The sequence below is a fragment of the Bradyrhizobium sp. genome (genome assembly GCF_030646015.1).
Classification (GTDB): domain Bacteria; phylum Pseudomonadota; class Alphaproteobacteria; order Rhizobiales; family Xanthobacteraceae; genus Bradyrhizobium.
Genome location: NZ_JAUSLT010000170.1, coordinates 18556 through 45256, shown reverse-complemented (window position 1 = coordinate 45256; position 26701 = coordinate 18556). Strand labels below are relative to the sequence as shown.

30 protein-coding genes and 4 pseudogenes are annotated in these 26701 nt (G+C 62.5%); 17 read left to right on the top strand and 17 right to left on the bottom strand.

The window, feature by feature from the left end; genetic code table 11:
* Positions 1-61: 61 nt before the first annotated feature.
* Positions 62-424 (bottom strand): annotated as a pseudogene (locus Q7T45_RS25185) (transposase); the annotation flags it as partial.
* Between the two features lie 44 nt (positions 425-468).
* Between Q7T45_RS25185 and Q7T45_RS25180 the strand changes: the two are divergent.
* Positions 469-809 (top strand): annotated as a pseudogene (locus tag Q7T45_RS25180) (transposase); the annotation flags it as partial.
* Between the two features lie 77 nt (positions 810-886).
* Here the strand turns inward: Q7T45_RS25180 and Q7T45_RS29085 are convergent.
* Positions 887-1532, bottom strand: a pseudogene (locus Q7T45_RS29085) (hypothetical protein); the annotation flags it as partial.
* 44 nt (positions 1533-1576) lie between these two features.
* Entirely contained in the window at positions 1577-1936 is a 360-nt protein-coding gene (locus Q7T45_RS25165; RefSeq protein ID WP_304874543.1) for a hypothetical protein, read from the bottom strand.
* Positions 1937-2108: 172 nt separating this feature from the next.
* On the opposite strand from Q7T45_RS25165, the gene Q7T45_RS25160 reads away from it, so the two are divergent.
* The 3 genes and pseudogenes from Q7T45_RS25160 to Q7T45_RS25150 form a co-directional block, all read left to right on the top strand.
* Positions 2109-2717 carry a hypothetical protein gene (locus tag Q7T45_RS25160; protein WP_304874542.1) on the top strand — a complete coding sequence of 203 codons (609 nt, stop codon included), beginning with the start codon at positions 2109-2111 and terminating at the stop codon, positions 2715-2717.
* Positions 2718-2724: 7 nt separating this feature from the next.
* Positions 2725-3138: a hypothetical protein gene (locus Q7T45_RS25155; protein WP_304874540.1), complete on the top strand. Its 414-nt coding sequence runs from the start codon at positions 2725-2727 to the stop codon at positions 3136-3138.
* A 60-nt stretch (positions 3139-3198) separates the two neighbouring features.
* Positions 3199-3528, top strand: a pseudogene (locus tag Q7T45_RS25150) (GNAT family N-acetyltransferase); the annotation flags it as partial.
* Positions 3529-3632: 104 nt separating this feature from the next.
* On the opposite strand, the gene Q7T45_RS25145 reads toward Q7T45_RS25150, so the two are convergent.
* The 3 genes from Q7T45_RS25145 to Q7T45_RS25135 form a co-directional block, all read right to left on the bottom strand.
* Entirely contained in the window at positions 3633-4580 is a 948-nt protein-coding gene (locus Q7T45_RS25145; protein WP_304874539.1) for a DUF5996 family protein, read from the bottom strand.
* Between the two features lie 270 nt (positions 4581-4850).
* Positions 4851-5450, bottom strand: coding sequence for an NAD(P)H:quinone oxidoreductase (wrbA, locus tag Q7T45_RS25140; RefSeq protein ID WP_304874537.1), 600 nt, complete (start codon positions 5448-5450; stop codon positions 4851-4853).
* 147 nt (positions 5451-5597) lie between these two features.
* A complete protein-coding gene (locus Q7T45_RS25135) occupies positions 5598-6296 on the bottom strand; it encodes a pirin family protein (RefSeq protein ID WP_304874536.1) in 699 nt (232 codons plus the stop codon).
* A gap of 155 nt (positions 6297-6451) precedes the next feature.
* Here Q7T45_RS25135 and Q7T45_RS25130 point away from each other — a divergent pair, with 155 nt between their 5' ends.
* A complete protein-coding gene (locus Q7T45_RS25130) occupies positions 6452-7369 on the top strand; it encodes a LysR family transcriptional regulator (RefSeq protein ID WP_304874533.1) in 918 nt (305 codons plus the stop codon).
* Positions 7370-7444: 75 nt separating this feature from the next.
* A complete protein-coding gene (locus tag Q7T45_RS25125; RefSeq protein WP_304874532.1) occupies positions 7445-8434 on the top strand; it encodes a tripartite tricarboxylate transporter substrate binding protein in 990 nt (329 codons plus the stop codon).
* Between the two features lie 9 nt (positions 8435-8443).
* On the opposite strand, the gene Q7T45_RS25120 is transcribed toward Q7T45_RS25125, so the two are convergent.
* Positions 8444-9568, bottom strand: coding sequence for an autotransporter outer membrane beta-barrel domain-containing protein (locus Q7T45_RS25120; protein ID WP_304874546.1), 1125 nt, complete (start codon positions 9566-9568; stop codon positions 8444-8446).
* 138 nt (positions 9569-9706) lie between these two features.
* The gene (locus tag Q7T45_RS25115; RefSeq protein WP_304874531.1) at positions 9707-11011 is read right to left on the bottom strand and encodes an autotransporter outer membrane beta-barrel domain-containing protein; all 1305 of its coding nucleotides are present in this window, start codon (positions 11009-11011) and stop codon (positions 9707-9709) included.
* 454 nt (positions 11012-11465) lie between these two features.
* Between Q7T45_RS25115 and Q7T45_RS25110 the strand changes: the two genes are divergently transcribed.
* A complete protein-coding gene (locus Q7T45_RS25110; RefSeq protein WP_304874530.1) occupies positions 11466-12341 on the top strand; it encodes an AraC family transcriptional regulator in 876 nt (291 codons plus the stop codon).
* A gap of 18 nt (positions 12342-12359) precedes the next feature.
* Here Q7T45_RS25110 and Q7T45_RS25105 read toward each other — a convergent pair whose 3' ends face one another.
* The 4 genes from Q7T45_RS25105 to Q7T45_RS25090 all read right to left on the bottom strand — a co-directional run bounded on the left by Q7T45_RS25105 (position 12360) and on the right by Q7T45_RS25090 (position 15568).
* Positions 12360-12827 (bottom strand): YbaK/EbsC family protein, encoded by a 468-nt coding sequence (locus Q7T45_RS25105; RefSeq protein WP_304874529.1) that lies wholly within the window; start codon positions 12825-12827, stop codon positions 12360-12362.
* 259 nt (positions 12828-13086) lie between these two features.
* On the bottom strand, positions 13087-13830 hold the full coding sequence (locus tag Q7T45_RS25100; RefSeq protein ID WP_304874528.1) for a haloacid dehalogenase type II: 744 nt from the start codon (positions 13828-13830) through the stop codon (positions 13087-13089).
* Positions 13831-13861: 31 nt separating this feature from the next.
* A complete protein-coding gene (locus tag Q7T45_RS25095; RefSeq protein WP_304874527.1) occupies positions 13862-14653 on the bottom strand; it encodes a hypothetical protein in 792 nt (263 codons plus the stop codon).
* A 30-nt stretch (positions 14654-14683) separates the two neighbouring features.
* Positions 14684-15568 (bottom strand): amidohydrolase family protein, encoded by an 885-nt coding sequence (locus Q7T45_RS25090; RefSeq protein WP_304874525.1) that lies wholly within the window; start codon positions 15566-15568, stop codon positions 14684-14686.
* A 122-nt stretch (positions 15569-15690) separates the two neighbouring features.
* Between Q7T45_RS25090 and Q7T45_RS25085 the strand changes: the two genes are divergently transcribed.
* A complete protein-coding gene (locus Q7T45_RS25085; protein ID WP_304874524.1) occupies positions 15691-16167 on the top strand; it encodes a MaoC family dehydratase in 477 nt (158 codons plus the stop codon).
* A 13-nt stretch (positions 16168-16180) separates the two neighbouring features.
* On the top strand, positions 16181-16615 hold the full coding sequence (locus Q7T45_RS25080; protein WP_304874523.1) for a MaoC family dehydratase: 435 nt from the start codon (positions 16181-16183) through the stop codon (positions 16613-16615).
* A 567-nt stretch (positions 16616-17182) separates the two neighbouring features.
* Here Q7T45_RS25080 and Q7T45_RS25075 read toward each other — a convergent pair.
* Positions 17183-18214, bottom strand: a complete 1032-nt coding sequence (locus Q7T45_RS25075) for a fatty acid desaturase (protein ID WP_304874521.1) — start codon at positions 18212-18214, stop codon at positions 17183-17185.
* Positions 18215-18524: 310 nt separating this feature from the next.
* Here Q7T45_RS25075 and ykgO point away from each other — a divergent pair, with 310 nt between their 5' ends.
* The 3 genes from ykgO to Q7T45_RS25060 all read left to right on the top strand — a co-directional run bounded on the left by ykgO (position 18525) and on the right by Q7T45_RS25060 (position 19794).
* Positions 18525-18650: a type B 50S ribosomal protein L36 gene (ykgO, locus tag Q7T45_RS25070; protein WP_002718645.1), complete on the top strand. Its 126-nt coding sequence runs from the start codon at positions 18525-18527 to the stop codon at positions 18648-18650.
* A 116-nt stretch (positions 18651-18766) separates the two neighbouring features.
* Positions 18767-19417 carry a tetratricopeptide repeat protein gene (locus Q7T45_RS25065; protein WP_304874491.1) on the top strand — a complete coding sequence of 217 codons (651 nt, stop codon included), beginning with the start codon at positions 18767-18769 and terminating at the stop codon, positions 19415-19417.
* Positions 19418-19539: 122 nt separating this feature from the next.
* Entirely contained in the window at positions 19540-19794 is a 255-nt protein-coding gene (locus Q7T45_RS25060) for a hypothetical protein (RefSeq protein ID WP_304874490.1), read from the top strand.
* Between the two features lie 7 nt (positions 19795-19801).
* On the opposite strand, the gene Q7T45_RS25055 is transcribed toward Q7T45_RS25060, so the two are convergent.
* Positions 19802-19984 (bottom strand): hypothetical protein, encoded by a 183-nt coding sequence (locus Q7T45_RS25055; RefSeq protein ID WP_304874488.1) that lies wholly within the window; start codon positions 19982-19984, stop codon positions 19802-19804.
* Positions 19985-20100: 116 nt separating this feature from the next.
* Between Q7T45_RS25055 and Q7T45_RS25050 the strand changes: the two genes are divergently transcribed.
* Together Q7T45_RS25050 and Q7T45_RS25045 are read left to right on the top strand one after the other, a co-directional pair.
* Positions 20101-20823: a DUF3750 domain-containing protein gene (locus Q7T45_RS25050; RefSeq protein WP_370691360.1), complete on the top strand. Its 723-nt coding sequence runs from the start codon at positions 20101-20103 to the stop codon at positions 20821-20823.
* Between the two features lie 78 nt (positions 20824-20901).
* Positions 20902-21870, top strand: a complete 969-nt coding sequence (locus tag Q7T45_RS25045) for an alpha/beta fold hydrolase (RefSeq protein WP_304874485.1) — start codon at positions 20902-20904, stop codon at positions 21868-21870.
* Positions 21871-21872: 2 nt separating this feature from the next.
* On the opposite strand, the gene Q7T45_RS25040 is transcribed toward Q7T45_RS25045, so the two are convergent.
* The 3 genes from Q7T45_RS25040 to Q7T45_RS25030 are packed head-to-tail and all read right to left on the bottom strand — an operon-like array spanning position 21873 to position 23332.
* Positions 21873-22082 carry a hypothetical protein gene (locus Q7T45_RS25040; protein WP_304874484.1) on the bottom strand — a complete coding sequence of 70 codons (210 nt, stop codon included), beginning with the start codon at positions 22080-22082 and terminating at the stop codon, positions 21873-21875.
* A 22-nt stretch (positions 22083-22104) separates the two neighbouring features.
* On the bottom strand, positions 22105-22503 hold the full coding sequence (locus Q7T45_RS25035; RefSeq protein WP_304874482.1) for a hypothetical protein: 399 nt from the start codon (positions 22501-22503) through the stop codon (positions 22105-22107).
* Positions 22504-22528: 25 nt separating this feature from the next.
* Positions 22529-23332, bottom strand: a complete 804-nt coding sequence (locus Q7T45_RS25030; protein ID WP_304874480.1) for a sterol desaturase family protein — start codon at positions 23330-23332, stop codon at positions 22529-22531.
* A gap of 198 nt (positions 23333-23530) precedes the next feature.
* Here Q7T45_RS25030 and Q7T45_RS25025 point away from each other — a divergent pair, with 198 nt between their 5' ends.
* From Q7T45_RS25025 to Q7T45_RS25015, 3 genes are read left to right on the top strand one after another with little or no spacing between them, the layout of a single operon-like run.
* Positions 23531-24805 (top strand): ABC transporter substrate-binding protein, encoded by a 1275-nt coding sequence (locus tag Q7T45_RS25025; RefSeq protein WP_304874479.1) that lies wholly within the window; start codon positions 23531-23533, stop codon positions 24803-24805.
* 3 nt (positions 24806-24808) lie between these two features.
* On the top strand, positions 24809-25690 hold the full coding sequence (locus Q7T45_RS25020; protein WP_304874478.1) for a branched-chain amino acid ABC transporter permease: 882 nt from the start codon (positions 24809-24811) through the stop codon (positions 25688-25690).
* Positions 25687-26700 (top strand): branched-chain amino acid ABC transporter permease, encoded by a 1014-nt coding sequence (locus Q7T45_RS25015; RefSeq protein WP_304874477.1) that lies wholly within the window; start codon positions 25687-25689, stop codon positions 26698-26700. The genes Q7T45_RS25020 and Q7T45_RS25015 overlap by 4 nt, the downstream gene beginning before the upstream one ends.
* Position 26701 lies beyond the last annotated feature (1 nt).

Genomic DNA, 26701 nt, shown 5'->3' with positions numbered 1-26701 from the left:
GTTAGCATCCGGTCAGGACCGCGGTGGCATCACTCGCGCGGCTGAGGGGCGGAAGCGGACGTCATGCTGCCCGACGGATCTGCGCGCTGGACCCACGCCAATTCCACGGCAGCAGTTCGTCGAGTTTCTGGACGGGATGTTCGGCGATGCGGGCCAGGACGTCGGCGAGCCAGGCTTGCGGGTCGATGTCATTCATCTTAGCCGAGACGATCAGGCTGTACATAACGGCGGCGCGCTCGCCACCGCGATCTGAGCCGCAGAACAACCACGACTTGCGCCCCAAAGCGATGCCGCGCACGCCACGCTCCGCCGCGTTGTTCGACAGGCAGATACGGCCGTCGTCGAGGAAGCGGGTGAACGCGCTCCAGCGTTTGAGCATGTAGTCCATGGCCTTAGCGACGTCATTGCCGCGCGACCGCTGGGCGGAAGCCGAAGACGCCGCTTGCGTTCGATGGTCGAGGCCGGGATGGATGTCCGGTGCGCCTCACGCTGACAGCAGGCCAGAAAGGCGATGCACCGCAAGCCGACGGGTTAATCGAAGGGTTGCCCGCCGAGGTCGTCATGGCCGACACAGCTTATGACGCCGATCTCTGCGCCAGGCCATCGCCGCCAAGGGAGCACTCGCCGTCATTCCCAACAACCCGTCACGCGCGCTCAAATATCCGCTCGACAAGCATCTCTATGCTCAACGCCATCTCGTGGAGTGCTGCTTCTCAAAACTCAAGCAGTTCAGGCGCGTCGCAACGCGCTTCGAGAAAACCGCTCGGAACGATCTGGCTGTCGTTATCCTTGCCGCCATCGTCTTATGAATGCGATAAGTGTCCACAGGACCTAATAGTCGAACATAAAAATTGTCTTTTCGATTGACCGAGGACTCCGTTTAGAGACGACACTTGCCGACGAAGATCGTCTCCACCACAGTCTTCATATTGTCGTAGATGCCGCGCACGCAAGTGTCCTTGAATAGGGCGAATGCCCGGTCGTGGGCGTCGAACACCACCTCCTGCTTCTCGCGCGGATAGCACCGCACAAACAGCATACGGCTATGGCCAAGCCGGACATGGGCGGCCTTTACGATCACCGTCACGCCATTCAGCAGAACCACCTCGTGGCTCCAGCCGAACTGATAGGCTTCTCCAGCTCAAGCCTCAGCGGCACGTAGGCTGCGGGCGATCTCCTTGATCGTGTTGCCCTTGATAAAGTGCTCGCGCTGAATCCGAGCAATTGTCTCCAGGATCAGCATCCCTGACCACCTGCTTCGCGAAAGCAGGCAGCGTAACGTCGTAACCGCCATCATAGCCGCGCCCGAGGAGTTCTTCGAAAATCCGGATCAACGTTAACTGCTCGCGAGCAGCCTTGGCTATCGTTACTTGCCAGTAAACTGTCGAGTTCTGCTGCCCATCGTCCCAGCTTCGGCCGGCTGAACAACACGCTCGTACTCGCAAGGAGAGCTCTCCCGAGCTCAGCACCTCCTTGACCGTGTTCCGCGACACCTTCAGGGCGCCGCCGATTGCCCGCGCTCCTTGCTCCACCGTCTGGCGTAACGTCGCACGGCGGCCGGAACCAATGACGTGGATTAGCCGGCCTGTGTTCCGGCTGTTGCCCCGGCCGGGTCGCTGACCTTATTGAACAGCCGGGTCGTCTGGTTGTGTTCCATTGTAAAACGAGTTTGTGCAGCGATTAGCTTTCCCAGTTCGCCGGGATAGTTAAGTAATAGCGGCATTTGGGAAGGCATCAGTTCATAACATGCGATTGCTGCGATCGACGTGTCTCGAAACAATTTCTTCAGGGTCTTGCGAAACGAATCGATGTGCGCCTGGATTTCCGGATCGGAATGGGCTTGAGGCAATGCTTCCAGATCCTGGCGCGCATTGGCCAACATATTGGCGGCTGACTCGAACTGGCGAGTAGCGGCTTGAATGTCCATCATTTCCATCTCGAGTCTCCTCGAATCGCCCTCATCTTAACAATGCCGCCGGATCCTGTTTGCAGGCCTGCTGAGCTTCCCAAAGGAAAAATAAGATCGGGGATAAGTTTTCCCGCTCGGTTCTTGCCGCATTGCGATCGATGCCTTGGTGTAGCCGTCGCGTGGCGAAAAGGGAGCCGTCATGTCCGAAGTCAATAACGCGCCACCGCTGCGGAAAATTCCCGTCGAGATTGCAAATCTGTTGGGCGAGCCCGTGCTCTGGCGGAATGAAAAGCGCGATCACTACGATGCAATACTTTTGGCCGTTGCCGTATCGGTAGGGGCTCGGGACATCGTGGATTGGTTCTGTGCCAACGACGTCACCTGTCTTGCGTTGGACGCTCGCCGGCTTCAGGTGGCAAAGGCCGCGTTGATTCTGAACAAGCAAATCGAGGTCGTTGAGGAGCTTATGAAATCAACCTACGATCCCCGGGATGCCTACAGAGACACTTTGTACAACATGTTAGACGCACGAAATGAGGCTCGCCGCTGGTCAACGGACCCCGCTTTCGGCGCCAAGATTGATGAACGACTCGCCGCTCGTGGTCACGATGTCGCTTCCATACTCGGCAAGGCCTATTCGTTGTGTGTCGCCGAGCTGCAAGTCCTCGACAAGTCGATTGCCGACCGGGAATTCCGACGGATGGCCATCTTGCGGGAGGTTCAACGGCGGGATGAGTTTATGGCGAGACGCTTGGAAAAAACCTCCCAGCAAATCATTGACGGTGAATTCAGTGATGTGGCGGAGTAGGGGATCGATGGCATCTGAAAAACAACTGGCCGCCAACAGGACTAATGCCCAGAAAAGCCGCGGGCCCCGCAGCATCGGCGGCAAGATGCGTGCGAGCCGAAACGCCACCAGCCACGGGCTGGCAGCGAACTTCCGGAAGGATCCAGCTGCGGTCCGTTCCGTTGAAGTCTTGACGAACCTGCTGCGCAAGGCTGGCCACTGTGAACGAGAAGCGCGCCTGCTCGCGGTTGCTGAATATCGGACGAGGTCGGTCCACACCGTGCGCAGCCGGCTGACCGAGAAACTCCTTGAAGCGGCCGAACGGGCTAGCGCAAGCGCTTCGGTGTTGATGTCGCTGCAGAGCTTGCAGCGCATCGACCGCTACGAGAAGAGGGCGTCATCCCGTAAGAAACGTTTGTTTCTGCAGATGCAGGAGGTTTAAAAACGCACTAATTGGCAGAACGAACCCAATTTTCATTAAGTAAGACAAAGGCCCCGACCGAGATCCTTCGGGCATCTGCTCAATGATGGCATCCATAGTGGCTTTACCGTCGTGTCGGCGCTGACCGTGGGCGAGGAGGTGGTCGCAACACTGCTCGGCATCCGCCGCGGCATGCGCTATTCATCTGCGCATCAGCAATGCCGGCGAGAAATGGTCGAACTGTTCGCCGGGCCGGCGGATCATCGAGCGGCCATGGCGGCGTTGCACTATGGCGGTGTGCGTGAAGTCGACTTCAGCATCGGCATCTACGCCTACAAGCGGCGGTTTGGCGTGACGCGCTTTCCGCTATCCGATATCACGACGGCCCTGGGCTGGCGCGGACTTCCCTAAGCGTGACGTGTTCGCGCCGTGCAGTCGCTGCACAGACATCCCCGTTTGAGGCGTTTTTGTAACGCGCCTTGGGCAAGCGCCGTCGCGGAATGAAGATTGACGTCCTAGATCTGCCGCACCACGCCCGGCTTTCCCGGCGCGCATTCCAGCGCGTCGCGGTCCCACTGCGCCGCATTGGCCGCGGCCTCATAGCTGCTGTGCAGGAATCCGAGCAAGGCCTGGTCCGGATTGGCGGCGGTGCGCACGGCGTCGTAGGGCAGGATGAATTCGCCAAGCGCCTCGCTGAAGAACGCGGCGTCGGGACGCACCTGGGCCGTCCGAAAGCCCGCCGGTTCGGGATAGGCATAGCAATAGAACGCGGGGTAATCGACAGCACCCGAGCCCGGCCAGAAGCCGGCGCTGCTGACTTCGTGCGAATAGGCCTCGCTGGCGACATCATCTGACAGATGCGGCACGCCGCCGGGATGGCGCGGCGCGCGGCGGCCGGAAAAGCGCGTCACCGCGAGATCGAAACTGCCCCAGAAGAAATGCACCGGGCTTGCCTTGCCGAGGAAGCCGGTGCGGAACTGCTTTAATACCCGGTCGACGTTGACAAGGATTTGAAAGAAACGACCTGTCGCGTCCGGATCGTAGGAAGCATGCCGGCTGTCTTGCGAGAACCGAATTGGGTCAGGCAATTCGTTGGGCGTCTCGTCGATGGCAACGTCGATGCCGAGTTCGGCGAGCGCGGCGATGACGCCGGCATAAAAACTCGCGACCGAGTGTCCGGGCAGCGCGAACTGCCGCTGTGCGCCGTCGCTGGTGGTGATGCGCAACGCATGATCGATGAAGTCGAGATCGATCTGGAATGTCCTGTTGCCGTCCGGGATCGGCGAGGTCGTCAACCCCCGCGCGCTGACGTAAAGCGCGACATGCCAGGAATGGTTCAGCCAAGGCGAGCGCACCAGCCGGATCTTGCCGACGATCTGCGTCCACAGATGCAGCGTGGCATAGGTGTCGCGCCATGCCGCGGTGGGCAATTCCGGCCAGTGAACATGCGGGGCGTGGTTCATACCCAGACTCGCTGATGGGCTCTGTCGCCGATGTCGTGACGACATGAGGCATCACGAATCGTCACGTCGCTTCACAAATCGGTGCAACCCGGGCATTGCCGCCGTCCCCGCGACGCGCAGAACGGACTACGGCAATACCAGCGGCGCGCCAGCGCCTCGAGCGGTTTGCGAACCAATTGATAGACAAAAAGAATTTCGATCATGGCAATATCCGTCGATCCCCGTGATCGAGATAGGGCGGCATTCCCGAAAGGGAATACCGCCCTTGCATCAGCCATAAAGCTTTCTCGCGGTCTCCGCGATCACGCGTCCTTGATAACGCGCGCCCGCCAGTTCGTTTTCGCTCGGCTGGCGGCTGCCATCCCCGCCGGTAATGGTGGTGGCGCCATAGGGCGAACCGCCGGTGACCTCGTCGAGCTTCATCTGGCCGGCAAAGCCGTAATTCAGTCCGACGATGGTCATGCCGAAATGCAGGAGGTTTGTGATGACGGAGAATAGCGTTGTCTCCTGGCCACCATGCTGGGTCGCGGTCGAGGTGAAGGCGCCGCCGACCTTGCCGTGCAGCGCGCCCTTGGCCCACAGGCCGCCGGCCTGGTCGAGGAAACTCGCCATCTGCGATGCCATCCGGCCGAAGCGGGTGCCGGTGCCGACGATGATGGCGTCGTAATTGACGAGGTCTTTGATGTCAGCCACGGGGCCCGCCTGATCGAGCTTGTAATGCGAGGCTTTCGCGACGGCTTCGGGCACCAGCTCCGGCACCCGCTTGATATCGACCGTGGCGCCGGCTTCGCGCGCGCCTTCGGCGATGGCGTTGGCCATGGTCTCGATATGGCCGTAGGTGGAATGATAGAGAACGAGGACTTTTGTCATGGTGGTTTTCCGTGTGGTTGGGTTTGCGAGAGTGAAAAAGAGGTCGTCATTGCCGGGCTTGACCCGGCAATCCATCTCGCTTCGCGAGAATTTACGTGAAGAGGATGGATGCCCGGGTCAGGCCCGGGCATGACGAGATGAGGAACCTTACGCCGCGTCGACCAGCACCAGCTCCGAATCCTCCAGCGCGGTGATCGTCAGCCTTGCCTCGTCCGAGATCGCGACGCCGTCGCGGGCGTTGATGAACACGCCGTTGACTTCGACGCTACCGACGGCCGGTACCAGATAGAGGTTGCGGGCCTTGTCGGACGCATACTCTGCGCTTTCGCCGGCCTTCAGCGTGGTGGCGAGCACCCGCGCATCGGCCCGGATCGGCAGCGCATCGTTGTCGGCCGCAAAGCCGCTGGCGATGGTGACGAATTTTCCTGACCGGTCCGACTTCGGAAACGGCTTGGCGCCCCAGGTAGGCTGACCGCCCTGCGTGGTCGGCTCGATCCAGATCTGGAAGATTCTTGTCAGCGTCGGTTCCAGATTGTACTCGGAGTGACGCACGCCGCTTCCCGCACTCATCACCTGCACGTCGCCGGCTTCGGTGCGGCCCTCGTTGCCGAGGCTGTCCTGATGGGTGATCGCGCCTTCGCGGACATAGGTGATGATCTCCATATTGGCATGGGGATGCGCCGGAAAGCCGCTGTTCGGCGCGATCTCGTCGTCGTTCCACACCCGCAAGCTGCCATGGCCCATATTGCTGGGGTCGTAATGACTGCCGAACGAGAAATGATGCTTGGCTTTCAGCCAGCCGTGATCGGCGCCGCCGAGTTGTTCAAAAGGCCTGAGTTCGATCATGGAATATTCCCTTTGGTTTGAACTTTGGAAATCGCTGTCGACAGATCCGTCGTTCGATTTCCGTTGGAGCAATGGATATGCCTCCGCCGGTATGATAGAAATAGAAACTATCGAAACACATTGTTTCAAAAATAGGTCCAATAGGGCGAGCACCGATGGCAAAACTGCCGGACTTCGAAGGCCTCGCGATTTTCGCAAAAGTCGTGGAATTACGGTCGTTTGCGGCGGCCGCGACCGAACTGGCGCTGTCCAAGGCGACGGTATCCAAGGCGGTCACCCGGCTGGAGGGGCGGCTGGGCGCCCGGCTGTTCAACCGCACCTCGCGGCGGCTCGCTTTGACCGATGCGGGGCAAAAACTGGCCGAGCGCGCCGCACGGCTGCTGGCGGACGGCGAGGCGGCAGAAAACGAGGCGCTGGCGCAATCGGCCACGCCGCGCGGGCTGGTGCGGCTCGCGGTGCCCATGACCTTCGGGGTCCGAAACGTGGCACCGTTGTTGCCGGATTTCCTCGAGCAATATCCCGAGGTCTCGATCGATCTGCATCTCAGCGATGCCACCGTCGATCTGATCGGCGAGGGTTTTGATGCCGGCCTGCGCATCGCGCGGCTGCCGGATTCCTCGTTGATCGCGCGCCGGCTATGCGCGATGCCGCGCTACACCGTGGCGACGCCGGCCTATCTCGCGCGTCACGGCCGGCCGACGCATCCGATGCATCTCGCCGAACACAAGTGTTTTGGCTACGCCTATCTCTCGACGCCCGGGATCTGGCACTACACCAATGCGTCCGGCGAACAGGCCAGCGTGCGCCCGGCGGGCCAGTTGCGCGTCAACAACGGCGAAGCCGTCATGCCGGCGCTGCTCGCGGGATTGGGCATCGCCGACCTGCCGGACTTCATCGTCGGCGACGCCATTGCCTCCGGCAAGGTCGAGGTGATCCTGAAAGACTGGAAGCAGCCCGAAGGCGCCGTGCATCTGGTGACCCCACCCGGCGGCCCGCGCCCCGCCCGCGTCGAGGTGCTGGCGGAGTTTCTGGCGAAGCGTCTGGCGGAAGGAAAGAAGCGGAAATCTTCGTAGGCGTTTGCCCACCCAGCGAATTCCGGTACGCTGCCCGCCAACAACCAGAACAACATTACCGGGGAGAAAACCACCATGAACCGTCGCGAACTGTTGAAAGCTGCCGCCGTATTGCCGCTGGTGCAAACCGCGCTTTCGAATGCCTCATTCGCGCAAAGCCCATGGCCCTCGCGCAATATCACCATGATCGTGCCGTTCCCGGCCGGCGGCCAGGCCGATCTCGCCGCGCGGCCGGTGGCGCTGGCGCTGGAGAAAATTCTCGGCAAGCCCGTCATCGTCGACAACCGCGCCGGCGGCGGCGGCGGCTCGGTCGGCAACGCGGCGGCGGCGCGCGCCGAGCCCGACGGCTACACCCTGCTGATGACGCTGTCGTCGCTGGCGGTGCTGCCGGAAGCCGACCGGCTGTTCGGCCGTCCCGTCGCTTACGAAGTCTCGCAATTCGCGCCGGTCGCGCGCGTGCTCGCCGATCCCACGCTGCTGGCGGTGCCGGCTTCGGCGCCGTGGAAGACGCTGCAGGATTTCGTCGACGACGCCAGGAAACGCCCCGGCCAGATTCCCTACGGCTCGTCGGGTCCCTACGGCACGCTGCATGTGGCGATGGAAATGTTCGCGGCCTCCGCCGGCATCAAGCTGTTGCATGTGCCGTTCCGCGGCGCCGGTCCCGCGCTGACGGCGCTGCTCGGCGGCACGGTGCAGGCGATGGCGTCGGCGCCGGGCACCCTGAAGCAGCATGTCGACGACGGCAAGATGCGCGTGCTGGCGAACTGGGGCGCGCAGCGGGTCTCGAGCTTTCCCGATCTGCCGACCTTCCGGGAACTCGGCTACAAGGACGTCGAGTTCTACATCTGGGCCGGGCTGTTCGCGCAGAGCGCGCTGCCGGCGCCGATCATGACGCGGCTGCGCGAGGCGATGGCGCAGGCGGCGAAGAGTCCGGAAGTGATGAAGACCTTCGAAAATGCCGGCAGCCCGGTCGCCTATCTGGACGCGCCGGAATTTTCAAAGTTCGTCGCGGAGGATTCCGCGCGGCTGATCGCGGCGGTGAAGAAGATCGGCAAGGTGGAGTAGGAGGCCGGCTCAGAATTCGCTGCGAATTGTGCCCCGCAGGGTGTGCCGGTCGAAGCCCGGTGCGAACGCGCCCTCGTAAGAGGTCCTGAACGACGTCGTGGCAGTGAGATCCCATCGCGCCTCGACGCCGGTGAGCGCCGTGGTGCGGGCGCGTTCGACACCGGAGATCGCGAACTGAATTCCCGGCGCGCCCTCGAAGGCCGCGGTCATGGCCGGCGCGTTGCCGGAAAACTGATGGCGCACGGCGAGCGTCGCGCCGAACTGCGCCGCAACACCGTTAGGCATCACGGTTTGATGCACCATGCGCAGCCCCGTAGTGCCGAACAGCGCGTCGAAGCCGCCAGCCTGCACCGTCTGATTTACGCCGGGCGCACCGGTCTCATTGAAACCATCGTGCCTCGTCGCGTACCAGTCGAGGTTGGCGAAGGGCTCGGCCGTGATGCCGCCGAACTGGAATGGCCGTGCGACACCGAGCGTGGCGGCAAACGTGCTGGCATGGGATGAGCCGGTGGCGGTTTGTCCCAGGAACGCGATCGCGCGCGAGGAGTCGAGCGCCGCGAACGAATAACTGATGGCCGATGCGAGATTGAATCCGTGGCTCTCGCCGCGGGCATAGAACCCGCCATGGCCGGCATTGGCTTCGATGCGGTCGGCGCGGCCCGCCAACCGCAGCTTGCCGGTCGATGCGCCGGCCGCGAGGCCGGCGGTGAAACCGGGGCTGTTCCACAGATCGACACCGAGCGCGGCGCCGCCGCCGCCGGTGTTGTAGCCAAAGGCGATGTCGGTCGCCGCCACCCTGTCCCAATTGCCATAACCGCCGAACCACACGCTCTGCGCCGGCGCCGCGCGGCGCGCGCCAAGCGACTTGCCGATCGGGTCCGCCGGTTCCAGAGCGTAGGAAGAGGCCGACGAGGTCGATACGCGCACCGTCTCGCCGCGTGACTGCGTGCCGGCGTTCCACATGAAATTCTGGAAGGCTGTGGCCTGGTCGACCGTGAAGCGGCGTCCATCCGCGTGAATCTGTCCGGCGAGATCGTCGAGGCCGGCCTTGATGCCCGGCGTGTTGAGCGCGGCGAGCGTGTTGATGGCAGTGGCGAGCGGTCCGGACGCGCCGCCGAGCTGTGCCTGGTCCAGCGTCGTGCTGACGGCAGACTGGTTCGGCGTCAGCCCGGTCAGGGTTCCAAAGGCTGCGACCTGTTGCAGCAGGAAATAGACATGGTTGGCGTCGTAGCTGAGCTGCCCGGAAGCCAGCGGCGTCGTCAGCGGCGCCAGCTATGCGAAGCTGCCGGTGACGCCGCCGGCCGCGGTGACGATGGTGTACTGGGTATTGGCGAGGAATCCGGTGCCGAGAGGCACGATCTGCACCGTGCCGCCATTGAGGGTCGCGGCGCCGGTTGCCGCGATCCTGTCGGATTGGCCCGCGGCGTTGATTTCGACCTGATAGGTCGAGCCGGCGTTGAAAGCGACGTTGCCGGCGACGTTGATGGTACCGATCGAATTGCCGGGCGCGACCGTGCCGCCATTGTTGACGACGAGACCGCCGACCGTACCGGTGCCGCCGAGATAGCCGCCATCGACCGTGACGACGGACGGCAGGGTGCCGTTCACGATCAGGCCGCCGGCGCTCAATGTCATCGCGCCGTTGAAAGCGGTGGTGCCGGTCAGCGTCCACACCGATGAGCCGCTTTTCTGCAGCAATTCGAATTCCCGATACTGTAGCCCGGCCCCTAGACTGTTGAGGTCGAATGTGGCGCTGCCGGTCCCGCCAAACCCCAGCGTATCGGTGCCGGTGCCGCCAAGCACGCTCCCGGTGATGGCGTACCCGGAAACAAGGGTAAGCACATCGTTGTCGCCGAACAGGTCGATCGCGTCGGGCCCGGAGATAATCCCGGAATTGACGATGGTGTCGATCCCGGCAGAGCCGGAGATGCCGAGATTGAAGCCGCCCGAAATTGTGCCGGCATTGAAGATGGAATTGCCGCCGGCAATGAATTGTATTCCAGTATGGCCGCCGGTCACCGATCCGCCCGAGAAGATAGTGATGATATTCCCGGTCGATGTTCCGGCTATTCGGAGCCCTGTCACTGTCCCCCCGGGGCCGACCACCGATCCGCTGACGTTAACGAGGTTGCCATTCGAATTATCGATGACGATCGCGGCTTCGGCATTGCCCGTGCCCTCCGCAACCCCGCCGACCGCGATCGTCACATTGTTGTTGTTCGCGCCGTTGGAGAGGAGAAGCGCTCCGCTATAGGTTGAGGCTGTTCCTTGATCATTGACGACCACATTCGAATTCGATGTGTTGTCGAAAACGATCGCCGGAATTCCGGCGGCCGGCGTCAGTGACGTCGTGGCGCCGCTACCGATGTTGACCGTGACATTGGTCTGGCCCGTGGCATTGATGTGATCGGTGTTGCCAAGGCCCGTGCAGGTCGCCACATCGTTGGAATCGAGTGCGCCGATGGTGCCGGTGCCGACCACCGTGCAGGCGGCGCGCGCCGGGCCGGGGGCCAGTGACAGCAGTCCCCCGAGCACGAGCGGCGCCAGCGCGGTGGTGACGAGCAGCCTGTCGCGCAAGATATTTCCGACCGCAGAGTCTTGCGCGCGGGGCTGTATTCCAATCGGCATTCCAGTCGGCATCGATAATTCCCTTGTTGCAGCGCGTGAACGCTAGCGGGAATGACGATGCGGTTCTTGGAGCGACGCGAAACGCATTATGCCCGAAGGCGCAGGACGCCGGTTTTGCGGCCGGCCTGTTGCGGCGATGCCACAGCCGGTCGGGCCGGCGGCGCCACGGGTCGTCGCACCGAATGGACGACAGCGCAAATCTCAATGGCTTGATGCGTAATTGGGCTTGAAGGCGTTGCGCGCCGGGCCGCCTGCGCGGTATTGCTGTGCCGTTACACGAGCCTGGAGACGCGCGCGCCTATGGCGGCCGACAACGAATCGATCCCCGCCGCGCCTCGGCTATGCCGGCGACCCGCATGGGCCAGCCTATGAAATGTGGCGGGAGGAGTTTTGCCGCCAGGTGATGGCGGCCGATCTTTCGCCTCTGTCCGACGGCGCCTTTCGCTGCGACGTCACAGCGTTGATGTTGCCGCAGGCAACGATATCCCTCTGCAGCGGCACGCCGATCAGGTTCACGACGCTCTGCGCCAGCGACAGTCTGGCGTTGCTGATGGCGCCGGATTCGCCGTTGCACGCCGTCATGGGCCGCCGTGCGCTCGACGTCGCGCCGCTGGGCATCAGTCTCATCGACGCCTCCATCAAGGACGCATTCATCGCGCAGCTCGAGGAGGGCAGCAACAAGGCTGCCTTGTTCGACCGCAAGACGCTGCTGTCCTACTGTCCCGATGCGGAAGACAGCATTGCGCGGCCGCTCGATCATGACCCCGCGCTCACCACGCTGCTGCATCGATACTACGACTTCGCGGTTCAGCACGCCCCGGGACTCGATGCGCTGGCGCAGCATGCCGTTTCGCAGCACCTGATCGATCTGGTGGTGCTGGCGCTCGGCGCTGGACGCGACGCGACCGAACTGGCGAAAGGCCGTGGTCTCGCAGCCGCGCGCCTCGAAGCCGTCAAGGCCGACATTCTGGCTTGCCTCGGCGACGGCAACCTCACGCTTGCCGAGGTCGCACAGCGCCACCGCGCAAGTACCCGCACCATCCAGTTGCTGTTCGAGCGCAGCGGCACCACGTTTTCGGAATTCGTGCTGGAACAGCGGCTGCTGCGCGCGGCGCGGCTGCTGGGTGACCCGCGGCACCGGGCGGGCAAGATCAGCGACGTCGCCTATCTTGCCGGCTTCAACGACGTCTCGTATTTTCACCGGTCGTTTCGGCGGCGCTTTGGAATGACGCCTGTGGATGCGAAAGCGCTGCACGCGGAAACGGGTAGCAAGCCGTGACGCAATGACGCCCCCGGGTTATGCCGGCGCCTGGCACACGTCGATCCATTCGGCGGAAGTGAGTTGCGCCATCCGCATCGGCGCGATGCGCACCGCGCTGTGGGTCGAGCCCGCGGCCGGCACCACCTCGTCGAACGCTTGCAGCGAGACGTCGCAATAGACCGGCAACGGCGCCTTCAGGCCGAACGGACAGACGCCGCCGACTTCGTGGCCGGTGATGTCGGCGACTTCGTCGACGCCGAGCATCTTTGGCTTGCCGCCGAAATGCGCCTTGACCTTCTTGTTGTCCATGCGCGAGGTGCCGGCGGCGACGATCAGCACCACCCGCTCGCCGATCCGCAGGGAAAGCGTCTTGGCGATCCGCGCCGGCTCGACGCCATAGGCCTCGGCGGCCAGCGTCACGGTGGCGGAACTCAGGGGCGATTCGATCACGGTGATATCGGGGGCATGTTCGGCGAAGAACGCGCGGACGGATTTAATACTCATGAAGCGGCTGTTTCTGCTGGTTTGAGCGGCTGGATTCTAGCGGAATCGTTACATTCCGCAAAAGCATGGAAATGTGAAGAGACTTGATTGTCGGGTGGAACGCTTTGGCGGCTGTGCAGTTCTATCTCCGAAGGAAACATGATCGCTCGCTGTGAACAACGGCGCCGGACGCGGATAGCCAATAGCGGTCAGGTCTTCGACGAGCAGGCAGTTGGGAGGAAACTCCGAATTGCCTGCTCGTTTTCATTTGTCGGACGGATTAAGGATGAGCGGCGATCAGTCGCGGCAATTGCGCCAGTGCGTGGATGCGATAATCCGGCTCGAGCCCGAGTTCGTCCATCTGGGTGCGGATCGCCTTGAACATAGTGAGTGGGGTGACAAGGTCATTTTTGACGCAGGCCAGTGCCATCGCTTCATGCGTCACTCGCTCGATCCAGGCGACGTTGAGGCCGAAGGCCTTGGCGCCGCAGGCGTCCCACGGGTTCGAGGAGATGAACAGCACCTCGGCGGGCGGCACGCCGAGCCTCGTCTCGATCAGCCCGTAGGCTTCCGGCGCCGGCTTGAAGATCTTTTGCGAGTCGACGCTGATGGTGGCATCCAGCACGCGGTCGAGGCTGCTGTTGGCGACCAGCGCGTTCAGCATGCCAGTACTGCCGTTGGACAGTATGGCGAGCTTGCGGCCCTGCATCGCCGCAAGAGCCGCCATCGCATCCGGATAAAGATCGAGATGCAGATATTTGTCCATGATGCGTTCGAACGCGGCGCCGTCGTATGGCAGCCCGAGTATCCTGAGCGTGTAGGCGAGCGAATCCCGCGTGATGACGGAGAAATCCTCATATCGTCGCATCAGCGAACGCAGCCAGGTATATTCGAGCTGCTTGATGCGCCAGACCTGGGTAATGAGCTCGCCGTAACCGGGAAACGCCTCTTCGGTGACCGCGGCGACCGACTGGATGTCGAACAATGTGCCGTAGGCGTCGAATACGACGGCCTTGATGCTCATGCAACGCCCCTGATGTCGTGCCCGCGCCGGGCTATTCGGGCGTGGCACGTCGAATGATGGCGCAGATTCCTGCCATCCTGGCGATCGGATGTTCGACGAATAACCGGCACGAGGCAAGCGCCGCCGACAGGCTATCTGGCGGCCTGCCGGGCGCCAGCTGGCGGGCCAGCACTTTTCCATGCGCGCGGCCGACGGCGCGTGCCGAGCGCGTCAGCGCGTTCAAGCTGCCGTCGGCCTGGTATGGTGCGAGCAGGGTCCGGACGATGCCGAGATAGGCCGGCCAGTACGCCAGATGCCGGTACATGCTGGCAATGAGAAACGGATCGGTGTCCTCGCCGAATTCATTCAATTCCAGGATCAACCGCTGCACCTCGGGTGACAGGCCTTGCATGGGCGGCAACGGCGGGAGTTCAGTCGGCGCAGAGACGGGTACGGCGTCCGAGGGCTGCGCCGGCTCGGCGGCGCTCGGATCGTAATGTTCGAGCAGGGCGGAGAGAACGGCCAGCGCCAACGCGTTGGTATGATAGTAGCTGTTCAATACCGCGCGGATATTCGTCAGTGCCCGCTGATCAATTCCAGCCGCGGACAAAACATCTTTGGAAATCGCGGGTATGTCGGGCAGCTGCAGCGAGCGGCGGATCGATTCGGCATGCGCCGCGGCCGGCGCCAGATTGAGCGGCCGTACCGCCGACCATGCCCACGGCAGCGCGCCGGGCATGGTCGCGAGATGACGCCAAATCAGGTTGACCACGCTGGTGTCGAGCGTCCTGCGGATGTCCGCATAAATTTCGGCGGTTTCGCCGATGGCTTCGGTTTCCAGCACCGAAGGGACGCTCTCTTGCTGAGGCAAAATCTAGATCCCCAGCAGCTTCCGCGCATTGGCCTTCAGCACCTTCGGCCTGATCTCGTCGCGGATGTCGAGCTTGGCGAAATCCGCCATCCAGCGGTCCGGCGTGATCACCGGCCAGTCCGAGCCGAACAGCATCTTGTCCTGCAAAATAGAGTTGATGTAGCGCACCAGGATCGGCGGGAAATATTTCGGCGACCAGCCGGAGAGGTCGATATAGACGTTCGGCTTGTGGGTCGCGACCGACAGCGCCTCTTCCTGCCAGGGGAATGACGGGTGCGCCAGGATGATTTTCAGGTCGGGGAAATCCGCCGCGACGTCGTCCATGTACATCGGGTTGGAGTATTTCAGCCGCATCCCCATGCCGCCGGGCATGCCTGAGCCGACGCCGGTCTGGCCGGTGTGGAACAGCGCAATCGCGCCGCCTTCGGTAATGGCCTCGTAGAGCGGGTAGGCCATGCGGTCGTTCGCATAAAAGCCCTGCATGGTCGGATGGAATTTGAAGCCACGGACGCCGTATTCCTCGATCAGCTTCCTCGCCTCGCGGACGCCGAGCTTGCCCTTGTGCGGGTCGATGCTGGCGAAGGGGATCAGCACGTCGGAATTCTCCGACGCGATCTCCAGCATCTCGTAATTGTTGTAGCGGCGGAACCCGGTCTCGCGCTCGGCATCGACCGGGAAGATCACGGCCGCGATCTTCTTGGCGCGGTAATAGGCCGCGGTTTCCTGAACGGTCGGCGGGTGCTTGTTCGGCGACTTGAAGTAGTCGGCCATCTTTTCCTGGAAGTCGTCATAGCCGTCGTCGCCATGCATGCCGCAGGGCTCCTCGGCATGGGTGTGGATGTCGATCGCCACGACGTCGTCGATATTGGGCAGCTTCAGTTTGGGCATGGTGTTTCCCCGGCAGGGTCGCTTGATTTTACACGGTCGCGAATTGATTATACTATATAACAAATTCCGCAAGATGGGATGACAGACCTGCATCATAATAGCGGCGGGCAAGGGAGGATGCGATGGCGCAGGCGGAAGCCTTCGAAACCGATTTCTGGAAACACGCCAATCTGCGCAAGGTCTGGGACGACATCGTCCCCGGCGAGCCGCGCAAGACCATTCCCTATACGCTGACGCGCGACGCCATCGAGCTGTATTGCGCGTCGGTCGGCGAGGATCACCCGATCTATTTCGACGAGGCCTACGCCAAAACCACGCGGTATGGCGGGCTGATCGCGCCGCCGTCGATCCACATCCTCCTGATGTTCGCCTGCACGCCGGCCGACGACTGGATGCGCTCGCCGGGCACGGTCAATGCCGGGCAGTCCTGGAGCTACAACATTCCCGCGCGTCCCGGCGACGTCATCCGGCTTGAGGCCCGCGCGCTCGACAAATTCATCAAGCGCGAACGGCTGTTCGTGGTGCACGACAACGTCTTCTTCAACCAGCAAGGCGACGTGATCTGTTCCGGCCGCGGCTGGACCATCCGGCCGGAATGACGCGAGGGAAATCATGACCACCACGTTTGAAAACCTCGGCGAAGGCGACACCATCGACGGCCCGAAATTCGAAGTCAGCCGCGAATCCATCCGCCTGTTCTGCGACGGCTCGCTCGATTACAACCCGCTGCATCTCGACGACGAATACATGAAGGGCAGTTTCGGCAAGACCAATTTCGGCGGCATCATCATGCACGGCATGAACAATTTCGGCCTGATCACGCGGATGATCACCGACTGGGCCTATCCCGCCGGCGCCATCCATCGCCGCCTGGAAACCCGCTGGGTCAAGCCGGTGAAGCCGGGCGACACCATCCAGCCGACCGGCATCGTGAAGTCGAAACAGGTCACCGCCAATTCGCGCTGGGTGCTGATCGACGTCATGGTGAAGAACCAGGCCGGCGAGAAGGTCGCGACGGGGGAGGCGATGGTGGAGTTTCCGAGTTAGCGCCCGGAATCACAGACTGGTATTGCAGCCCGTCCTTCGAGACGGCCGCTACGCGGCCTCCGCAGGATGAGGTTTAGCTTGTTGAACCACAACAACCTCATGCTGAGAGCCTGCGACCTTATCCTGAAAGATGAGGTTTCGTGCCCCGGATGCTGCGCAGCGCGCCGCCCTTCGCGGCGTTGTGCGCAGCTGATCCGGGGCCCACGGTTGCGAAGTGTGGGTCCCGGCTCTGCGGAGCAGCGCTGAAGAGGCGCTGCGCCGCGTCCGGGACACGAGATGCATTGCTCCTCACCAATGAGGGAACTGGGGTTGTTCGAGGAGCGACGAGGACCTCATCGCTGAGGAGTGAGCGGCGCGAGCGTCTCGAAGCATGGACAGCCAGCGACTCAACGATCTCACGTGGCCAGTACTAGTCGTGGGCACTATTCCAATATCGCGGTGATTTGCCCAACGTGTCAAATCGCTTTCGCGGGCAAAACATCCATGCCGTCAACCCCTTGCTTACTGTGCATGGGGTTGTTTTCGCTGTTTTTGGTTGGGAGCCCCCTCGGCCCCTCGACCGCGCCTCTAATCGACCGGGACGCCGTCCGAGCCGCGGGTGATCAGCTTGGCCTTGGCGGCATGCGCCTTGAGGTGCGCGCTGGGCGACACGACGTTGGTGGCCAGGCCGATCCGTTCCAGGAATCGAATGGTCAGCCAGGTATTGTCCATCTCCCACCAGCGATGGCCATGGCGCGCCGAGCGCGGGTCGGCGTGGTGGTTGTTGTGCCAGCCTTCGCCATTGGAGATCATGCCGACGACAAAGTTGTTGCGGCTGTCCTCGTCGGTCTCGTAGCTGCGATAGCCCCACAGATGGGTCACCGAGTTCACCGCCCAGGTGATGTGCCAGACCAGCACGGTGCGGACGAAGACACCGAACAGAAGGATGCTGAGTCCGGTTTGCATCGCGACGTCAGGTGATTGCCCGGCCAGCCATCCCACCAAAAAACCGGCGGCGAAGAACAGCGGCATCTGGATCAGATTGATCCAGACCAGCCAGCCATGGCGCTCGAGCGCGACGTAGAAGCGATCGCGCAAAATGTCCTTGGCGTAGCGCTCATAGATGCCGAGCCGCGACAGTTCGGGCTGGTGCACCAGGATCCAGCCGATATGACTCCAGAAGAAGCTGGCCAGCGGGCTGTGCGGGTCCGGCTGCTCGTCGGCGAATTGATGATGGCGGCGGTGGATCGCGACCCAGCGCGCAGGCGTCTCCTGCAGGCAGGACATCGCGACCACCACCATCGAATGCTCCAGCCATTTCGGCACCTTCAGGCCGCGATGGGTGAGAAGCCGGTGGTAGCAAAGGTTGATGCCGAACAGCCCGCACAGATGGGTGAGCAGCATGGCGAGGAACAGGCCGCTCCAGGAGAACCAGCCGGGCATGAAGGCCAGCAGCGCCAGGCCATGATAGCCGGCGATCACGATGATATAGGGCCAGTTGAGCTGGAACGGCCGTACGCCCGCGGGCAGGGGTATTCGGCCTGTGGCGGCAAGTGGGGCGGCATAATCCGCGGGGGCCGGAATCGTTGGCTTGATGGTGGGGTTATGGGCAGATGTCATGGCGGAGGCGGATCCCATCTTTGCGCGAGACCCAGCTCGGCCGAATAGCCAATTCCAGATATAGGGTGCGAATCACGGCGCCGCAGCAAACCTTTGACCGAATTTATGTATTTTTCCTAACCGGGGAACCCGGTTCCAACCGGTCAGGAAAGGCCGGCGGCAGCCTGATTTGCCCGTCCGGATTGACATTCGACCGTTCGATGGCTTAGAAACCGGCCGTCCCGGGCGGTATGACCGCTGGCGGGAAAAATCTCGTTTTGCCACTTTCGGCCTGTCGAAACACGGCCTTTCAAAGCATCAGGATTGTCCCATGAAGGTCCGTAACTCGCTGAAATCGCTGCGTGGACGTCACCGCAACAACCGTCTGGTCCGCCGCAAGGGCCGGGTTTACGTGATCAACAAGGTCCAGCGCCGTTTCAAGGCGCGCCAAGGTTGATTCCGACTGAGTCGAGGCCCTTTCCGGCTTCCGGCCTTCGCTAAAATTCAGGTCATCACGGGTCTTTGACGGCTTGCTGCTTTGCAAGCGCGTTTTGCTGCGTCTAGACTTTAACCATGGCAATGAGATTCCCAGGGTCACGCCGCCACCTTGCAATTCTGCTCACGGCAGCGATAGCCGCATGGGCGGTTCCTGCGTCGGCGCAGGATCCGAGATCAGCGCCACCCCGAAACCAGAAGAAGCTGCCGGAGGCGCCAGCCAAGCTGCCGAAGGTCGGCGCCGACAAGACGCGGGGACTGGATTTTCTGTTCGGCGCGCTGAAGGCGGCGCCCGATGAGGCCAGCGCCAAACATGTCGAGGCCCGGATCTGGGCGGTGTGGATGCAGACGCCGAGCGATACCGCGGCGCTACTGATGGTGCGCGCCAAGGCCGCGATGGACGCCAAGCAGGTGGACGTGGCGCTGAAGCTGCTCGATGCCGTGGTGAAGCTGCGTCCCGACTATGTCGAGGGCTGGAACCGGCGCGCGACGCTGTATTATCTCAAGAACGATTACACCCGCTCGATGCAGGACATCGAGCAGGTGCTGGTGCGCGAACCCCGCCATTTCGGTGCGCTGGCCGGGCTCGGCATGATCATGCAGGACCTCGGCGACGAAAAGCGCGCGCTCGACGCCTTCCGCAAGGCGCTCGCGGTCAATCCGCATCTGGAAAAGGTGCCGGAGCTGGTCAAGACCCTGACTGAAAAAGTCGAAGGCCGCGACATCTGATCGCTGCTTTTGATCGATCCGGTCGCGGGCCGGTTAACCACGAAACCAGGCCATCCATTGTCGGCCGGAACGTTTTTGGCTACCGCGAACTTGCCCGCTGGAATGCGTGTAGGAGCGAGACCATGAGATCGTGGATACTGGCTGGCGCGATGACGTTCGGTCTGGGAACGGCATGTCTGGCCGATGGGCAGTACTGGGTGGTCGGCAGCCGCGCGACCAACAAATGCGAGATCGTGACCAGTAATCCAACCATTTATCCGTACAGCAATGACGGCCCATTCTGGTTCGGAACCGGTCCCTACAAATCCCTCGAAGATGCCAAGCTGGCGCGTTCCACCATCAGCCAATGCCCAAATCGCAGCCTGACCGACGATTGACCTTCGGTCAGTGCAGGACGTTGCTGCCGCGCGGCGTCAATTCGCCGTGGATCACCGCCGCATAGGCCTGTGCCAGCTCGGCTTCCAGCTGCTCGTTGACCAGCAGCAGCGCCTTCAGCGCGCCGCGGATGTCGCCATTGCAGGTTGCCACGATCCGGTCGATGGCGGCTTCGCTGGCCTCGGAAGTCATTGAATACCCTCCATTTGAACGCCGCGTGGCGAAAGCGCCCGGCACGACTATATGAAGCGGCATGTGACGCCTGCATGAATTTGACCCGCCGAAGTTTCCGCAACTTGAGAAAATCTGTGATTATCTTTCTGGTGCTGCTGATCGCCCCGATCACGATGTCGGCGGTGAAGTATCTGCTCGGCGATCGTTCGGTCGATTGGCAGATGGCCGACCGTTCCAGCGCCGGTCTGTTGCCCGCACCGCAGGAACATCCCGAGGCGGTGGTTCGCGTCTATGCCGCGCGCACGGTTCGCTGGCGCGGAATCTTCGCGGTCCACAGCTGGATCGTCGTCAAGGAGCGCGGGGCAACGCGCTACACCCGCTATGATTACACGGCCTGGGGCGAGCCGATCCGGATCAACGGATTTGCCGCCGATGGACGCTGGTTCGGGGGCACGCCGGAGACCATCGCCGCGACGGACGGCGAAACCGCGGAACGCATGATTCCCAGAATCCGCGCCGCGGTCGAAGGCTATGAGCTCAGATCCTGGGGCGATTATCGGGCCTGGCCGGGACCGAACTCCAATACGTTTGTCACCGCCGTGATGGCGGCGGTGCCGGAGCTGCAGGCCACGTTGCCGCCGACCGCCATCGGCAAGGACTTTCCCTATAATGGTGATATGTTCGGACCGACCGCTTCCGGGACCGGCGTTCGCCTCACACTGGGCGGCTATCTGGGGCTGGCGATCGGCTGGATCGAAGGCATCGAGGTCAATTTTTTCGGCGCGGTGTTCGGCGTCGATCTGCGACGGCCGGCCGTGAAATTGCCCGGACTGGGGCGTGTCGGTTTCAGCGTTTGACGGATTCGGGCTGGCCTTGAAACCCGGATGCCGTAAAATCGTAGCTCGTTGGTGCACAGGATCATCCGGATATTCTCAATGATATTGACAGGCGTCGTGGCCGCGCTGGCGATCCTGGCGCTGATCACGCAGGCTGGCGTCTTCCTGCTGGAGCGCACCTATCCCGCGCGAGGCAAGATCATCGAAGTGGCGGGTGGCGCCCTCCACGTCGTCGATATCGGGCCGCGCGATGCCACAGGCCCCGCGATCGTGATGATCCATGGCGCCAGTTCCAATCTCGAAAGCATGCGGCAGCCGCTTGGCGGCAGGCTTGCCGAAAATCACCGGGTGATCCTGATCGATCGGCCCGGCCACGGCTGGAGCGCGCGCGCGCGTACCGGGGATTCGACGCCTGATATCCAGGGGCGAATGATCGAGGAGGCGCTCGGAAAGCTCGGCGTCAGCCGCGCCGTTTTCGTGGTCCACTCCTGGGCCGGCGCGCTCGGCGCGCGGATGGCGCTGGATTATCCGCAGCGCGTCGCCGGTCTGGTGATGCTGGCGCCGGTGGCCTATCCGTGGCCGGGCGGCGTCGGACAATATAACAGGATCATCAGCACCCCGGTGATCGGTTGGCTTCTAGCCCACACCATCACGCTGCCACTCGGCTACGTTCTGGCTGAGCCCGGCGCCCGCGGCGTTTTCCTGCCGCAAATGATGCCGGACGGATTTATCCAGCGATCGGCGACGCCATTGCTGCTGCGGCCGCGCGAATTCATCGCCAATGCGCATGATCTGGTCGCCCTGAAGGAAGCGGTCAGGGAGCAGGCGCCGCGCTACGCCGAGATCAGCGCGCCGGTTGTGGTGATCTCGGGAGACGGTGCCGACAAGACCGTATCGACCAGCATCCATTCCCGGCCGTTCGCCGCGATTGTGCCGAATGCGAAATTGATCGTGCTGCCGGATGTCGGCCACATGGTGCAGCACGCCGCACCCGAACTGGTTGTCGCCGAGATCGAGGCAATGATAGCCAGGATCGCGCCCGGCCCGGCGGCGGCTGCCGCGAATTAGGCCTATCGCGGCGCGGTGTCGCGGCGGACGCCGCCGGCCGTTTCCTCGCGCTTGACCTCGGGAAACAGCCACATCGCGAAGATCATGAAGAAGCCGAGAAAGGCGACGACGTATTGAATGCGATCGTGTCCGAGCGAGTTCTGATAATAAAAGGCAATGGCCGTCACCAGCACCACCACCAGTGACAGGCCGAGTTTTATCTTTACGGGCATCGCACTATTTCTCCGACCAAACTCAGGACAGGTTTGTCCACAACGGTCCCGCGACTCTGGCCAGCGTCGCGAGCGTCAGCATTTGAACGCCGACGAGTACCACAAGTCCGGTCCGCCCATCGCGCAGCGGCGCGGGCCAGACTTCGAACAGTCCGGGCGTAAACAACACGACCAGCCCGGCCACGACGACCAGGGTGCTCCACCTCAGTTCGGCGTAGCCGTAAAGCCCGGTCCCCACCAGGAGTGCTGCCAACAGGATGGCGTTGCCGCCCACCAGCAGCGTCGCCGCTTTCGATCGCACCGCCTCCGGGCGGGCGCGCAACGGAAACATGCCGGCGACGACGAGGAAGGCAAGGGTGCAGATGGTCGCGAAGCCGGCGAACCAGAGCGAGGAAACCCAGTTCGGCTCGATCGCCTGCATCGATTCTCCCTCGGCCCGCCCGCGGCTATTCAGCCGGCGTCGCAAATCCCGTCGATGGCCGGGCCATCTCGGGCTTCGGCGTCCGCGAGGTCTTGCGCATGTTGGTCTTCACGTAACGGGTGTCGTAGCCGTTGAGCAGGGTGCCGATCAGCCCGCGATCGAGGTCCGAGGTGCCGAACAGCCAGTCCATCACCGGGAAGGTCAGGTTCATGTTGCGCTCCATCATGATCGACTGATTGTGATGGGCGGTATGATGACGGCGGATGGTGTTGACGAAGGGCGTGTTGCGCACGAACCAGTTCTCGTCGACGTGGCAGCAGAAATGCATGAATTCGTAGATCAGGTACATCGACGTCGTGGTCGAGATCAGCAGCCAGCCGACATTGGGCGAGACCAGAAAGCCCAGCACCAGCGCCGGCGGGATCGACATCATGGTGAAGGTCACCAGCGCGTAGGGCGGAAAGAACGTCACGCGCCAGTCGTTATGATCGGCGAAGCGCATCTCCTGCTCGGTGAAGAACTGGTGATGCATCAAGGTGTGCCGGTTGTAGATCGCGCGAAACGCCTTGACCTGCGAGGGGCGGTGCATGACGAAGCGGTGAATCCACCATTCGAAGAAATTCGCGGCGAGGAACGTCACCGGGACGATCAGAAGTTCCCACCAGCGCAGGCCGCTGATATTGGCGAAATAGACCGACAGCGCGGTGAAACCGATCACATAGATGACGAACGCATGGAGCCAGCCATTGTACCAGCCGGCGATGCGGTGGCGGTAGGTTGCCCGGTATTTCCGCTGCCGTTCGGTCATCGGGCTCGACGATAATTCCATCTCGCGGTCTCCGTCCGTCAAAAGGTGTCTGTCACAGGGCTTCAGCCTAATATATCACCAGTCTATCAGGTCGGCAACGAGCTTTATCGCGGGATTTCGGGCGTTGCCCGAAAAAAACCGCTTGATGCGATGTCACTGATATATTTATGATATGCCAACAGCGCGTGGCAAATGCGCAACGAAAACGGGGAGGCGACCATGAAGCTCACGCGCAGGGATTTTTCGAAGCTCGCAGGTACTGGCATCGTGGCCGCGGCAGCTCCGCGGATTTTCTCTCCCGCGCTGGCGCAGGACAAGCCGCTCAGGATCGGGATCATCGCGCCGCGCTCCGGCGTCGCGGGGACTGCCGGCGAATGCGGCATTCGCGCGGTGCAATGGGCCGCCGAGCGCATGAACAAGGATGGCGGCATCGCCGGTCGCAAGATCGAGCTGGTGATCGAGGAAGAGACCAACCCGAAGGACACCATCGAGCGGTTCCGGCGCCTGATCCTGCAGGAGAAGGTGGAATCCGTACACGGTCTGATCTCGACCGGCGTTAGCCTCGGCGTCGCACCGGTCGCTGAGGAAGAGCAGGCGCTGATGGTGATGTGGGACGGCACCACCCAGGACGGCGTCAAGGAGATGATGCCGAATTCGAAGTATGTTTTCCGTTCCACCGACAATGAATGCGAAGCGGTGATGGGCTCGCTGCTGGCGGTCAAGCATTTCAAGGGCAAGTTCAAGCGGGTAGCCGGCATCAACCCGGACTATTCCTACGGCCGCAACAATTGGGAAGCGTTCAAGCAGATCCTGGCGCGCTACGGCGTCGAGGCCGAGTTCGTCGCCGAACAATGGCCCAAGGTCGGTACCATGGACCTCACCTCGCATATTGCCGCTCTCAATGCCGCCAAGCCCGACCTGATCTTTTCCTCGATGCTGTTCGCCGATCTTCCCGTGTTCATGAAGCAGGGACACGCGGCGGGTCTGTTCGAGGGCGTCAAGCTGGTGCTGCCGGCCGCGGGCTGGCAGCTCAACCAGCTCAAAAAGGAATTCATGCCCGAAGGCATCATCTTCGGCCATAACACTCTGTACTTCGACCACCCCCAGGCGTCCGCTCTGCAAAAGGCGTTCGTTGCAGACTACATGGACAAGTACAAGGAAGCTCCGCACTGGGAAGCCGATCGAGCCTATTTTGCGCTCGCCACCTACAAGGCAGGGGTCGAGGCTGCGCAAAAAGCACTGAAGAAATGGCCGACGCCCGAGCAGGTCGCCGAAGCGATGCCGGGGCTTGAGGTCGAAAGCCTCGGCGGCAAGGGCCGCTTCCGCAAGGACAAGATCGCCGAACAGGTCTTCTACCAGGGCCCCTCGACCAACAAGAACAAGTACGACTTCCCGACGCTGGCCTCGATCGACACCTTCACGGCGGATCAGTTGCAGAAGCCGCCGGGCGTGGACTTCTGGCAGTGGATCAAGACCGCCAAGCTGCCGGTCTGAGGCATGACCGAGCTCGTGGACGTCGTCCTCGGCGGGACCTTCCACGCCGCGGTACTGTTTCTCGTGGCGGCCGGACTGCAGTTGGTGTTCGGCGTGCAGAAGGTCGTCAACCTGGCCTGCGGTTCGTTCTACGCGCTCGGTGCCTATTTCGGCATTACCGCCGTCGGCATCGCCATCAAGCTCGGCATGCCGCCGGTGTTGTTCCTCCCGGTCTTGATCGTGGCCGGGCTTGCCATCGGCATCGTCGGGCTGCCGATCGAGCGCGTGCTGCGCACGATCTATCGGCGTGACGAAAGTTACCAGCTCCTGATCACATTCGGTTTTCTCCTGATGTTCCAGGACCTGTTTCGCTTCCTGTGGGGCGCGACCCCGCGCACTATGGACAATGTCTATATGGCCTACGGTACGGCGAACTTTCTGGGCGTGAGGGTACCGACCTACAATCTGCTGGTGATCGCCGCCAGTCTTGCGATCGCGGCCGGGCTCGGCCTGTTTCTCGAACGCACCAAGACCGGCCGCATCGTGCGCGCCACGGCTGAAAACCGTGACATGGCCGAGGGTCTCGGCGTCAATGCGTCAAAGATCTTCGCGCTGGTCTTCACGGTAGGCTGCATGCTGGGCACGGTCGGCGGCGCGCTGGTGGTTCCGTCGGGCGCGGCATCGCTCGATATGGCAGTCGAACTCGTCGTGGAATCCTTCGCGGTGGTCGTGATCGGCGGGCTCGGCAGCATGCGCGGCGCGCTGGTCGGCGCGCTGGTGGTCGGATGGATGCGCGCTGCGGCCATCTCATTGGTGCCCGAGATGGAAATGCTGTCGGTGTATCTCGTCGTCGTCATCGTGCTGATCGTGCGGCCGGCCGGCCTGTTCGGGAAGGCGACCGCGTGAGCACTCCCTCGATCGACATTGCTTCCGAAGCGGCGGCGCGACGCATCGCACCACGAATCAATGGACTTTGGGTTCTGCTCGCCCTGATCGCGATCATGGCTTTGCTGCCCATGGTGGCGTCGCCCTATGCGCTGATGCTGATGTTGCCGTTCATCGGCTACGGCATCGCGCTGTTGGGATTCAACCTGCTGTTCGGCACCACTGGACTTCTGTCGTTCGGGCACGCGCTGTTTCTCGGCGTCGGCGCCTATACCGCGGCGGCGCTGACTTCAAAATTCGGAATCCTGAGTTTCGAGCTGTTGCTGATCACGGCGGCGCTGGTGTCCGGACTTGTGTCGCTGGTGATCGGTGCGCTCTGCGTCCGCTACACAAGGATCTTCTTCGGCATGCTGACGCTGGCGTTCGGCATGCTGTTTCATTCCTTTCTGTTCAAGTTCTACGGCATCACCGGCGGTGATCAGGGCATGCGGGTGCTGCGGCCGCTGCTGCTCGGGATGGAGTGGCGCGGCGGCAAGACTGCGTTCCTGACCGGGCCATTTTATTACTATGCGCTGATGCTGTTCGCGCTCATGGGGCTGGCGATGTGGCGCATCACCCAGTCGCCATTCGGCCTGCATCTGCGTGCGATCCGCGAGAACGCCGGCAAGGCCGCCTATGTCGGCGTGCAGATTTTCCGGATGCGGCTCACCGCTTTTGTCATTTCGGCCGTCTATGGCGGCATCGGCGGAACCATCCTCGCCGTCACCACGGGACTGGCCGATCCCGAACTGGCGTACTGGACCCATTCCGGCAATTTGGTCTTCATGGCGGTGCTCGGCGGCAGCGGCACGTTTGCGGGACCTGCGATCGGCGCACTGGTGTTCGTGCTGCTGCAGGATTTCGTCATGTCGGTCACGCAATATTGGCGCTTCGTGATGGGCAGCGTGCTGGTGTTGCTGGTGGTCTTCATGCCGCAGGGATTATCCGGCACGATCGAGGCGCTCGCCAACCGGCGCAAGGGAGGGCATTGAA